Source organism: Bathymodiolus japonicus methanotrophic gill symbiont (assembly GCF_019721995.1).
Classification (GTDB): domain Bacteria; phylum Pseudomonadota; class Gammaproteobacteria; order Methylococcales; family Methylomonadaceae; genus Methyloprofundus.
On record NZ_BLYC01000003.1, the window covers coordinates 61,143 to 72,967 of the forward strand.

An 11,825-nucleotide genomic window follows, 5' to 3' on the forward strand; every position below is an offset into this window, starting at 1 on the left:
CCATGCATTCACTGAACCAGAGTAGAGCTTGAGTTAATCGATATAAACAAATATTACTTAGCTTGAGAGCTGTCGCCATATTTTTTTTAGTCGGTCTACAATTGACTTTGAAAAAGTGAGGGATACCATTTTTGACTGTTTCCGTTAGTGTTGGGACGAAAATTATAAGCCAGTTTCCCCTCTGTCGTTTTTGTTTGTTCGGAAATTAATTTTCTGAAAGTCTATAAGTCTACAAAACGTATTTATAAGGTTTACAAGCAGAAACACAAAGGCTCCGGCGGGTATGTTAATGGACAAACGATAGTATTATTGCTGCTAGTTACCTCATCCATTACAGTGCCTGTCGGTTTTTTCTTTTATATGCCGGATCCAGCCTTAAAGCAGTGGGATAAAGAAGATAAACGGTTGAAAAAGAGCGGTATAGCAAAAAAATATCGGCCTATTAAGCCTGCAGGCGCGCCATGCTACCTCACGAAATTCCGGGACTCCTGTCGCCGTAATTCGTTCACCTACGCAGCGGATAGGGAGATGCCCAGCCGCCCTGCGTCCGCAACGACTACGCACAAAAGCCGCTTCGTCATTACTACCTCACTGGCTGGACGGCTATTCGGAATGCAATTCTTGCTCCTCTCGCGTGCTGCTAGCACACGTCGAATCAGCGAATTGCCCTGTCGCCTATCAGGGACTAAAAATCACCACTTCGCTAAGCTACGTTTCCATGATTTCCAGCGAGAGCCAACACCATCATTAAAGTATTGTTCTGCTGGGTGAAGGTAAGAGTTTGATGGCAATGGGGTCGGTGTTTTTCAAGATAGTTTCCGCCTAAATTATTTAAGCCGCTTCATCAGTCCTGTCAGGATTTAATGAAACTGGCCCTGTAGCATCCCAGTTTCTGGTTGAGCCAGACCATCTGGAAGGTTTTTCTTTTTTCTTCTGGAGATATAATTTATCTCGCATTTCAAGAATATTTTTGTCTTTTCCTTCGCTGAAAATCAGGGAAACGGAGCCTAAGCGAAGTGATGATTTTTAGTCCGCGATAGCCGTAGGGCCGTTGTTTTGTCGGAGTCTGAGCGTTAGCGAAGGTGGAGACAAAATAAAAGGCCATCCGACACGGCGTCAAGTCATTTGGAGCCTATGTTCCGACCCCTTGTTGGGTCGGGACGAGGTGACGAGGACGAATCGGGGCCGCCGGAGGCATAAGTGGTCGCGTTAAGTTTTTGCTGCTTGCTTGGGCTGGGATGCCCAAAACAAGCTTTCGCAAAAATAGCGACTCCCCGACATGTCGTTCCGCAGGTGTGACGAATTCTATTTTGCTGTGCCGGTGCTCGTTGTTATACCATTCGACAAAGTTACCTACCCATTCCCGGGCTTCATCAAGACTATCAAAGCCACTGCCAGGCCAGTCAGGACAATACTTTACCGTTCTAAAAAAAGCTTCAGAATAAGGGTTGTCATTACTCACTCGTGGGCGGCTGTATGAGCTGGTTAAGTTTAAATCATACATTTTGCTGCGCAAGGTGAGTGATTTCATTGGTGCGCCATTATCAGAATGGAGCACCAATGGGTTATACATCATTTTTTCCTTTAATAGGCTACGCTCAAGTAGTGTAGCGGCATCTTCGCCACTTTCTTGTTCATACACTTCAGCCCCGACTATTTTTCGGCTATAAATGTCCTCTATCATATATAAATAGTAGAACTGACCCACGAATGGGTGTTGGCATGTAGCTGATATCCCACGTCCATACCTGGTTCGCTTTTTCTGCGATATAACTCGTTGGCTTGGAGGTGTTTTTGCGCTCTTTAGCCCGCCCTCTATGTGTGACTTGTTCTGCTTTATGCAACACTCGATAAAATGATGATTCGGAGGCAATGTAGATGCCTTTGTCTGCCAGGATAGGGACGATTTGACTCGGTGGTAAATTGGCATACTCGTCCTCATTACAGGTCATTAAAATAGCAAGTTGCTCATATTCGCTTAATTTATTATTAGGAGATGGGCGTATGGCATCCGACCTTCTATCGGCCTCTACTCCTCCGTTAACTTGCCAGTTTTGTAAGGTACGAATGCTGATACCAACAATATCACAGGCTTTTCCCTTTCTGGCACCTTGTCCAATGGCCTCATTGATCCATGTGACATAATTTACGCGCTCTGAGTGAGGAATTAAGCGTCCTCGTTTTCCTCCCAGAGCGCATCCAGCTTTTTTCTAAGCACCAATAAGGCCGCTGTTTCTGCAAGTGCTTTCTCTTTGCGATTAAGCTCTTTCTTTAATTTTTTGTTTTCACTACGTAATTGTTTTAATACGTTTCTATCTGTTTTTTCTTGCGTCACGTTTTGCTCTGATCCTTTAATAAAATGGGTCTTCCAGGACTCAAGCTCAGCTTTATAAAGCCCATGTGTACGACAATATTCATTACACTCTTGCTCGCTCAGGGTACTTGTTTCTATAATGGCTGATAATTTTCTCTCGGCTGTCCACTGTATAGGAGAATGGCTTGTGTTTTTAGTGTTTTTGCACTTCTTATCAACATAAGTTTGCTTCCACGTATACAGCGTTCCGTAAGGAATATTTTCGGCCTTAGCTAATTCAGGTACGCTCATATTTAAGAGGTGAAGCATTTTGTTAATGATGGCATCTTTTCTTTCTTTTGGGTATTGAGTTGTCATGGTTTTATTTTTCCGCCCCTTGTTTGAGTTATTATTTTTCAAATAAGGCGAAAACTATCCTGACACGGGGGGGATGAGGTGATTAAAAGAATGGATCGTTTTATGTTTTGGTCTTTAGGCTTGACGGTATCTGCAGCTTTATTTGTGGTTTATTTTTTGAAATAACCTTCCTCCTGCTTTACAATTGCTTTCTTATCGCGTGGACAATAGCGTTATTTTTTTCATTATATTCATTTAATGCATCGATAGCTGATTCGTTAATGCGCTCAATAATTTGTCGGGCATTTTTAATGGCATGTCTTTTAGCAAACAACTCCAGCAAAGCCCGTGTTGGAAATCGCTTTTTATCCATAAATTTTAAGACGGGTGTATCGGCTAAGTTATAGCTTCGAGTATGAACTATATCGTATACAGGGGACCATTTTAGTGTTTTATATGCTCCTGGGTCACTGTAGATGATAGAGAAAATTTTTAGGTGTGTGTCATCACCATCGCCTAGAATTAAACTTAGAGCAATGCGTTCAAAGAGCTGTTGCTTATCCAATTTGATAAAGGTCTGCAACTTTCATCAGGTTCTCATAACTTCCCCGATATTTTTGATCACTGGTTTTGCCCATTAATACAGTCATATCTTCGACAAATAAAGAGCCATTTTCTGTTCTATCAAAACGGCGTAGTGCGAGTAGCTCCTTATTATCTGAAAGCCAAAAATCTGCTGTCGCTATGCCTGCATTTTTAGCGATGCTTAAACTTAAATATTCATTGAGGACGATGTCTTTAAAGTCTGAAGTTTCCCAATAATTATTTATGGTAAAATTGAAAATATGCTACAACTATATGAAAAAAAATAGTCTTTTCATTCGTTTCAAATGCTATTGCCTAAGGGGAATTAAGTAGGGGTTTGCTATAAACATGGCAAAACCACCTAAAATAAACCTCGATACACCAGCATTGTGTATTTCAGCTACTCAATAATTGGGAAACTTCAGTTTAAAGTCACTACTGCCTTTTTTGATAATCAGCTCAGAGCCTTTAAAAATACTTTTTTCCGGGGTTAGTATTTTTGGCTGTATGCCTGAGATCCCGCAACTTTATAGTAAATAGGTGTCTATCACTCGATGTTCAAGTTTTCAGCTATAACTGGGCTAAGAAAAGTAAATTTTTCCGGCTTTGTTTTATAAGTGATTGATTTACAATGATGTTGATGCTTTCTTTGTCAGTAAAATTATCAATAAAATCAATCAGTTAAAAAACTTGAACATCGAGTATCAGTGATGCGAAATAGTCTTTGCTTTTATTGCTAATTATTTCTTCAAGAGTAAGGCTAGGGCAATTGTCTGGTGACCATTCAAGGCTGGGTCATCTACTTTGGGTTAAGCGAATACTACCGACCAATTCCGCTACTGGATCAATGGATACGACGACACATCAGAATGTGCTATTTAAAACAATGGCGCAGGATCCGTATTCGTAATCCGATGCGATTAGGTGTCTCTAAATCAGTGGCAATCAGTTTAGGTATGAGTTCAAAGGGATATTACCGCCTAGCGAAAACCAAGGCGGTACAACTTGCTTTAAATAACAACTGGCTAAAATCGCAAGGGTTGGTCTCGGCTAAAGGGCAATGGGTGAAGTTCCATTAATCATAATGGCGATGAGTGTTGTGGAGAGGGCTAGAGAGAAACTAGCCCTTACCCCGTTTAGAGTTTGTATTGCTCAATTCCATTTTTAATTTTTTTAGTAATTGCTTTAATTCCACGTTCAGTTACCTTTCTATGGCTACCTTTTAATTCTATTTCATAACGAGCGAGAAGGCTTTTTGTTTTGACATTAACCAAATTAACCATGATGTATGAAAATAGAAAACCAGGCGCGCCATGCTACCTCACGAAATTCCGGGACTCCTGTCGCCGTAATTCGTTCACCTACGCAGCGAATAGGAGATGCTCCAGCCGCCCTGCGTCCGCCACAGACTGAGCACAAAGCAGCTCAGTCATGGCTACCACAAATGGCTCTACGGCTATTCGGGATAAAATTTTAGCCTCCCTCGCGCGCTATCGCGCACTTCGGATTGGCAAATTTCCCTGCGCCTTCTGGAGACTATCAGCCCGTCCGGGGCTGACAGCGATGGTGTGTGTTTCCATCTCCCTAAGTTGATATTAGCCTGAAATTCAAGCAAACTTGTCTGCTAGTTTACTCCGGTTGTAACTATTCAACTTTCTGTTACTTGCATGTATATTCTCTTCTAACGCCTATTAAACACCTGCGGTGACTTAGGCTGCGACTTATCCTGCAGACAATGATATGCTGCACTTTCAAAGCGGATTCTTAGTGATTGCGTACTCTTGTTTTCTTTAAGGAATTTTTCAGCTTCTACTGCCGTTAAGTCTTGCATCATAAATTTTGCAATACACATACACGGCTTTTTAAAGCGCTTTCTGTCATTGTCTTTATTAATTGAATTTTTGACTTCTCTTTCCACACACTCCTCTGCGAAATCATGTTCAAATACATGTTTTTGTATATCTGTTACCACCGCTTCATGACTATGGTCCCATGGGTTATGTGCTTTTTTTGCCTGTTGTTTAGGTTTATCATCAGAGCAGCCTGTCAATATAGATGCGAGACAGATGCTGAACAGAAGAGTTGCGAGGCGAAGTTTATTTTTATTATTCATTTGAATCAAAAAGTCCAGTGTAGATAATTATTGTTTAGTAAATAATAGGCTAAATATAACGGGTACTGAGGCATTAATGCTTTTTAATTTAGCTATTTCACGTAAGGCATTGACACCTTTTAGTAGGTTAAAATCTTTTAAATTTACAATAACCGGTTGGCTGGAAAAAACCAGGCGCTGATTTTTGTCCAGTTCAACAACTTGCACTTGCACCGGTATAGTCTGGGTAATGCCTTGTAGGTTTATTTCTGCTTTAAGGTTCAAGGTTTTTATTTGCCCGGGCTTCATAGGGTATATATCAGAGGTTTTTATATCCAGGCTGACTGTTGCTGTCGGGAATTTTGCGATGTTAAAAAACATTTCGCGCAAACGCTCATCTCTTATGTTGATGCCTGTATCAACGCTGCTTAGATCTACCGTCATAGTCACTTTTGTGCCAGCTATTTTGCCTTTTAACCTGGTAAATGTCTGTACTTCTGTCTTACTGGCATTTTTAGTGGTGATAAAATTCAGTGTGGATGCCTTATTATTTAATACCCACTGCCCTGTATGGGTGGTGGTTACAAAGTTTAGCTTGGCAATAGCTACATTTGATAAAAGTAACAAGCTAAGTAATAGTATTTTTTTCATCTGATTGCTCACATTTTTTAGTTAAGATTTACATTTTTTTGGCTGTAAAAATGCCATATTCCACCAATTTATTCTGAAATAAGTGCTGCTGCGCCAGCCCCACTTTAAAATTAGCCGTCTGTGTTTCACTACGCAATCCCAACCACTGACTGATTTTTTGCACTGGTTCCAGGCGTTTTGCGACTTTATACATATAGCCTGCCGATGGTTCTGTTTGTTTAGTAATATCATCATATTTAATATCGGCAAAACCCTGCTCACTAAGTAGCTGTGCAAATTCTTTACGTAAACACAAATTCGGTACTGCCCAACCATCCAGACAATCCAGCATGGCGGGCCAGTCAGCATCCGCAATTTCACGTTGCATTAAAAAGCCATCACAGACCACCAGACGCCCGCCTTTTTTTAATACCCGAAAGGCCTCGCGTAAAAAGTCTGCTTTTTTCAATGCATGACAAACACTTTCCAGCCCCCAGACGATATCAAAGGTTTCATCGGCATAAGGGGTGGCACAAAAATCTGCTACTTCAAAATCTATGTTATCCGCTACGCCGTGTCTCTTGGCATGTTGAGCTGCATAATAGGCCTGCTTTACACTAATGGTGATGGCTTTTAAATGGTTCGCATGATTTTTGGCCATCCAGATGGAGCTACCCCCGATACCACAGCCCGCATCCAGCACGTAATCGCTAGACTTTATACTTGCTACCTCATATAGCTTCTGATTTTTATTTAATAATGACTCACTGTGTGAGTGTGTATTTTCATCCCAGTAACCATAGTGTAATGCTAGATCATTGCGGCTACTCCAGGCAAACAGGTAATCCCAATAGCAGGCATCATAATGCTTAATTGCGGCTGCTTGTATTGCTTCTGCTGAAACATCTTCGCTACTTTGTGAACGGTAATCCTGGTTAGGCTCTATAGTGTGCATTTTTTCTTTTTTCTCATTGAAAGGTTGATATCCAATTAGTTTATAGCGCTGAGAAAAGCGGGCTAAAGCCACGCCCTACTTTTGACAACTAGGTATTATTACTTTTCTGTTCTTACTCTCGCTAACTGCTTAAACTGGATCATACTGTTATTTATTCGGGAAAATAATTTTAGTGCGGGAGCAGCACCCGCCATGGCGACTGCATCAACCAGACAATACCAGGCCGCAACGCCGCTAGGAGGATTTCCCTGAGTAAGTCCGGATGCAGGATCAACAACTGCCCAAGCCCAGGTTCCTGCAGTTGTGCCGACGAGTTCTAGCCAGGTGGTGATAAAAAAAGCGCCCAGATAAACCATCGGAGATTTGCCTTTGAATAGGTAGATCAGATATACACAGAACAGCACTGCGCCAATTTGATCACTGCGCTCTGCAAAAGTAAGTCCCCAGACTGTCCATAGCCCGCAACTAATAACAGTAAATAGTGCAATTGCACGCGCATGCCGCATAAAGAACCCTGATCGCCCTAACACTACAGCAGTCAAATACACCATGCCATGCCCCGCAGGTACATATGGCGGCACACTACCAAAGCGATAGATATAGCCTTCCATATAAGGTGAAGCGAAAAGCTCGCCTGCAGTGGCAAATAACAGCGCAACCACGACTTGCATACGCAGTAGTTTTGACTCACCAGACAACAGAACAATTAAGAACAGGTAGCCAAAAAAAGCCAGCGCCCATTGCATTTCACGACTGCCACTGCCATCAATAGTTAAGCAAATGCCGGTTACCACAAAGGTAAACGCCGCTATAGCATAATCGCGCTTATGGTCTGCGTAGGCCCCACCGGCTTCGGGAAAATATCGCAACATCTTATACTAACTCCTGATCAAAGTAATCAATCTGCTTCTCTCTTTCCTGGTAAATAAGACATATCGCTAGGGCGTGGCTTTAGCCCGCAATATAGTGTTATTTAAGAAAACTGAATGACGAATTTTTAGTATTTTATCACAGCAAGCAGTGCTGTACTTTATACAAACCAATATGCAACAAATAGATAGCGGAATAGTTTACCGATGCAAATTAAAACAGTGGATACAACTAAGGGGAGTTTTAGCCATCCACCTGCAAAGCATAAGGCATCCCCCACGATAGGTAGCCATGAAAACAGTAAGCTCCAATATCCCCAATGCTGCACCCAGCGCAGAGCTTTTTGCTTTTTCTGATCTGAAAGATGCTCGGCCGGGAATTTCTTCGCCGCTAAACTGCCTAGCCACCATGTCGTTAACGCCCCTAATGTATTACCCAGCGTAGCAACCAATACCAACATCAGCACCGGTTGTATTTGTTCAGCAACCATATAAGCTAAAACAGCCTCAGAGCCACCGGGGGCTATCGTTGATGATATAAACGCACTGACAAAAAGTCCCCAAAGCTCTAGCACATCCTGACCCTATTTATCGTTGTCATAAAAAAGCCCCGGATGACGAATCATCAGGGGCTTTTAATAGTTAATTAAGTTCCTTTACTTTTTTTTCACTAAACCAACTAACCAGTTAATCACCTTAAGAACAATATCCACTGCATCTTTGACCAGCTCTATAATATAAGTAACTATCTCACCAGCACTCATATCCTTGAACTTACGTGCCAGCAATGGAGCGAGAATCAAACCTATGGCCAAACCAATCACGGTCAACCCAGAAAAGAAAGAGTCATTGCCGGTGACTTTCTTTTTCATTTCGGTAATTTCCGCAACAACCGTTTCAGTGATTGATTCGGGCTGACTGTCAGAATAGTCATCCTGAATAACGTACGCTGTTACTCCCGGAATACTAGGTAGGTCGCCATCACCTTTACCAATTTTCAGTTGGCCTTTCATGCCTTTTTCCATGTGCTGTGCGATATCACAATGCACCAGATAAGTCTTATCACCCGGTGGGAAAATCAAAGTTCCTGATATTTTTCCAGGACCTGTGACTTCCAGGTGAAACATGCCTTTGGGATAAAGGTATCTAGGCAAACCATGCATCATCCACTGGTGCCGCACATCGTCATCATTTACAAAATTAACGGTAAGTTTAGTACAAGGCTCGAATTGATATTCCTGCACGTCAAAGGCAAGCATCCGCCCAGGAAATTTCTTGGCATATTTATGCCCGGCATGGACTGTGATTTCCTTAGTTGCCGCAATACGACTACAACCACCAGGCAAAATATCTTTATTTTGCCCCATGACCATTCCACCCGTCATGTCCATTAAATGGCCATCACCGTGATCCATCATTTTGTTGTGGTTTTCAAACTCTTTTTTAGCAAAAACAGGAACGGATACTGCTAACGCTAATGCTATGATTGATAATTGCTTAATCATTATTAGCTACCTCCTTTGTTTGCAGGAATCATGGCCATTATCTTGGCTCTATTGATAATCAGTAGATAAGCCAGAAGACCTAAAAGCAGACCAAACATAAGGTTTCTAAATGAATTATCTGCCGCCACATCTATATCTGCAGACCCGGGAGTCACATCTGGCGCAGCAGGGACACTGGCTGGAGGTGCGGTATATCCAGAAGCATCTACTTCGCCCAGACTATTCCAGCCATCAATATTTTGCCAGACAGGCAGTTTTCTATCCTGAAATTTCTTAGTAAACAGAGGAACAATACTCTCACCAATAGTTTTTGGTAAGCCGACTTCATTCAAATATTTTTTATAAACCAGTGCACTAACATTACCGCCCGGGTTCATACCATTAGTGGTAATACCTTTTTCCCGGTGATCATGAAAAATCCACGCCCCTTGCCCATAACTGTGCAAACCATCATCAGTGGTATTAATTTTTAAATCATTTCGCTGTGCAGGCGCTATATCATAAACATCACGCATAATCTGGGCAATTGGATTATGCTCTATACCATCATAATGAGTGATCGTCGCTTTGTGTCCATGCGTATGCAGTGCTAATAGCTCACCAGCACTATTAAATACTCTTAATTTAATATTTTGATCTGGCTCTGCAACAATAATCGACTCCCTTAATGTATAAGGAAATGAACGTCCATTCAGTGTAAAGTAATCTTCCGTCGAATTATTCATCTCATATTCACGATTCATTTTCCTGGCGATCAATCGTGGGTCGTTATAGTCCTGAATAATACTATGTAATTCCTTATCTATCGCATGATAATGTAAATCATATTCACTATCGTAATCTTCCAGAATCGCTTTTGATGGGTGTCTGACCTGACCACCACCTACATTGAAGGTTTGCACCCAGTTATTAGGCCGATTCTCTTCAACAACAAACATACCGACTAAACCCATCGCCAAATGCACATGCGTCTGTACGTGACAATGGTAAACAAATGTACCCGGAGTACGCGGACGAATTTCATAGGTTTTGCTTTGCCCTGGCAAAACAAACTTATCACTCGTCTGTGGTACGCCATCATTACCTTCGCCCGAACTATCTACCCACGGATGATCTACACCATGTAAATGAATAGTGTGCGGAAAATAATGGGTATTTTCTAACTGTATCCAGATGATGTCACCTTGCTCCACACGTATGACCGGAGAAGGCGCTCTTAATAATGGATTAGCATCGGTACCGACAAAACTACTGGTTGCCATGCCGCGCGACTTAGGTGCGAATACCCACATTCCAGGCTGTATACCCGGAGCAATATCAAAAGTTGGTACAACACCTGCAAAGTCAGGCGAATGTCCGTTTAATTCTGCAACTTCAAGCTTAATGATGATTAAATCCGGATCACCATCGCCATCCATATCGTTCTTTTTAATTATGCCGTCCATTGCATAATGGGTATTCATCAATGTTTCCATAGAAACATTATTCGTGCCTTTTACTTCTACTGCAATATTGTACGGATTATCAGGGCTACATCGCAGTGACTCCTGCATTTTGACGCCTTCAATCGTTTGTGCCTTGCGCCATTCCGGGTTATTTTGATTACAAACCGTTTCTACCTCGCCACGATCCACTTCAATTGTTTTAGGCAAGCCCACTACAGCTGATGCCACAAACGGCATCAGCATGAGAGCAGCACCCAATAGTATTCCTAAAGGATTTTTCTGCATTATTAACACTCTTAAATTGAATTTAGGGCACCTCTATCAATTCTGTCTGTGCAGGTATACGTTTAAAATATTTGAGAACAAGGCGAAGTTCGTAGTTAATAGCAAGCTATTAACTAGATTTTCAACGCTTTATCGAATATTTTAAATGGTTAGATGCCAGTCATGAATTAATAAGAGATGCCCTTTAATTTATACGTCTTTATCTTTACTTAGAATTTCATCTACTTTCGCTTTAAAACCAGCGTGAGATAAGTAAAGAACATATAGACCCGCTAACGCAAACAAGAAATACATAAACAGACTAGCGTTACTAGTCGCCATTCCTTTACCTGCAACAAAACTCATATGCGCATCTAGATTATCTGCGTCAGTCGCACCTTTTAGAGTGATATGAATTAAATATTTACCCGGCTCAGGCACACCGTTAGCTAGCTTCAACACAACAGTTCCTGATTTATGTTTTTTTGCTGCCTGAAAAAATACGCGCTTACCTTCTGGCTCTTTTGTAACTTCAAATTCTACCGCTCTATTGCGGTATCTAACATCTTGATAATCAAAAACTAACTGGGTTAAGGTGTCTGTATTAGGAAGATTCCCACAAAATTCTTCAGCAGGAAATGCAACAGGTTGATACGCCGTGTAGTGGATCCAATGCTCCGGCTCTAACTCAAATTTACACTGATCAGTGTCAGTACCTGCCGCCCCACCATGTGCCCATAGTGTTGCAGAAAATAACATGCCTAACAGAGCTATAAAACTTTTTCTCATCATACTGTTTGTCATAATTGCTTCCCCTATAAATTATTTTA

At 41.6% G+C, this 11,825-nt stretch carries 16 protein-coding genes and 1 pseudogene; 2 read left to right on the forward strand and 15 right to left on the reverse strand.

Annotated features, from left to right (window positions below):
- Positions 1–375: 375 nt before the first annotated feature.
- The 5 genes and pseudogenes from K6984_RS05250 to K6984_RS35990 form a co-directional block, all read right to left on the reverse strand.
- A complete protein-coding gene (locus K6984_RS05250) occupies positions 376–564 on the reverse strand; it encodes a hypothetical protein (protein ID WP_221894554.1) in 189 nt (62 codons plus the stop codon).
- Positions 565–958: 394 nt separating this feature from the next.
- Positions 959–1,105, reverse strand: coding sequence for a hypothetical protein (locus tag K6984_RS05255; protein WP_221894555.1), 147 nt, complete (start codon positions 1,103–1,105; stop codon positions 959–961).
- Positions 1,106–1,132: 27 nt separating this feature from the next.
- A pseudogene (locus tag K6984_RS35985) lies at positions 1,133–2,671 on the reverse strand (IS3 family transposase).
- Between the two features lie 178 nt (positions 2,672–2,849).
- A complete protein-coding gene (locus tag K6984_RS32650; RefSeq protein ID WP_221894559.1) occupies positions 2,850–3,215 on the reverse strand; it encodes a HipA domain-containing protein in 366 nt (121 codons plus the stop codon).
- Complete coding sequence (locus K6984_RS35990) at positions 3,208–3,495, reverse strand: HipA domain-containing protein (RefSeq protein WP_221894804.1); 288 nt, start codon at positions 3,493–3,495, stop codon at positions 3,208–3,210. Before K6984_RS35990 ends, K6984_RS32650 begins: the two co-directional genes overlap by 8 nt.
- Positions 3,496–4,011: 516 nt before the next feature.
- Between K6984_RS35990 and K6984_RS05285 the strand changes: the two genes are divergently transcribed.
- The gene (locus K6984_RS05285) at positions 4,012–4,314 is read left to right on the forward strand and encodes a group II intron maturase-specific domain-containing protein (protein ID WP_230987915.1); all 303 of its coding nucleotides are present in this window, start codon (positions 4,012–4,014) and stop codon (positions 4,312–4,314) included.
- A 57-nt stretch (positions 4,315–4,371) separates the two neighbouring features.
- Here K6984_RS05285 and K6984_RS05290 read toward each other — a convergent pair whose 3' ends face one another.
- Together K6984_RS05290 and K6984_RS05295 are read right to left on the reverse strand one after the other, a co-directional pair.
- Complete coding sequence (locus tag K6984_RS05290) at positions 4,372–4,509, reverse strand: hypothetical protein (RefSeq protein WP_221894560.1); 138 nt, start codon at positions 4,507–4,509, stop codon at positions 4,372–4,374.
- A gap of 1 nt (position 4,510) precedes the next feature.
- Positions 4,511–4,654, reverse strand: a complete 144-nt coding sequence (locus K6984_RS05295) for a hypothetical protein (protein ID WP_221894561.1) — start codon at positions 4,652–4,654, stop codon at positions 4,511–4,513.
- A 12-nt stretch (positions 4,655–4,666) separates the two neighbouring features.
- On the opposite strand from K6984_RS05295, the gene K6984_RS05300 reads away from it, so the two are divergent.
- The gene (locus tag K6984_RS05300) at positions 4,667–4,828 is read left to right on the forward strand and encodes a hypothetical protein (RefSeq protein ID WP_221894562.1); all 162 of its coding nucleotides are present in this window, start codon (positions 4,667–4,669) and stop codon (positions 4,826–4,828) included.
- 88 nt (positions 4,829–4,916) lie between these two features.
- On the opposite strand, the gene K6984_RS05305 is transcribed toward K6984_RS05300, so the two are convergent.
- From K6984_RS05305 to K6984_RS05340, 8 genes are all read right to left on the reverse strand, one after another.
- Positions 4,917–5,348, reverse strand: a complete 432-nt coding sequence (locus tag K6984_RS05305) for a hypothetical protein (RefSeq protein ID WP_221894806.1) — start codon at positions 5,346–5,348, stop codon at positions 4,917–4,919.
- A 27-nt stretch (positions 5,349–5,375) separates the two neighbouring features.
- A complete protein-coding gene (locus K6984_RS05310) occupies positions 5,376–5,978 on the reverse strand; it encodes a YceI family protein (RefSeq protein WP_221894563.1) in 603 nt (200 codons plus the stop codon).
- Positions 5,979–6,006: 28 nt separating this feature from the next.
- Complete coding sequence (locus K6984_RS05315; RefSeq protein WP_230987916.1) at positions 6,007–6,984, reverse strand: class I SAM-dependent methyltransferase; 978 nt, start codon at positions 6,982–6,984, stop codon at positions 6,007–6,009.
- A gap of 26 nt (positions 6,985–7,010) precedes the next feature.
- A complete protein-coding gene (locus K6984_RS05320; RefSeq protein ID WP_221894564.1) occupies positions 7,011–7,784 on the reverse strand; it encodes a hypothetical protein in 774 nt (257 codons plus the stop codon).
- Positions 7,785–7,942: 158 nt separating this feature from the next.
- Entirely contained in the window at positions 7,943–8,356 is a 414-nt protein-coding gene (locus K6984_RS05325) for a YqaA family protein (RefSeq protein ID WP_230987917.1), read from the reverse strand.
- Between the two features lie 81 nt (positions 8,357–8,437).
- The gene (locus K6984_RS05330) at positions 8,438–9,286 is read right to left on the reverse strand and encodes a cupredoxin domain-containing protein (protein WP_221894565.1); all 849 of its coding nucleotides are present in this window, start codon (positions 9,284–9,286) and stop codon (positions 8,438–8,440) included.
- 2 nt (positions 9,287–9,288) lie between these two features.
- Positions 9,289–11,016 (reverse strand): multicopper oxidase domain-containing protein, encoded by a 1,728-nt coding sequence (locus K6984_RS05335; RefSeq protein ID WP_221894566.1) that lies wholly within the window; start codon positions 11,014–11,016, stop codon positions 9,289–9,291.
- A 189-nt stretch (positions 11,017–11,205) separates the two neighbouring features.
- Positions 11,206–11,799 (reverse strand): hypothetical protein, encoded by a 594-nt coding sequence (locus K6984_RS05340; RefSeq protein WP_230987918.1) that lies wholly within the window; start codon positions 11,797–11,799, stop codon positions 11,206–11,208.
- Positions 11,800–11,825: the final 26 nt, after the last annotated feature.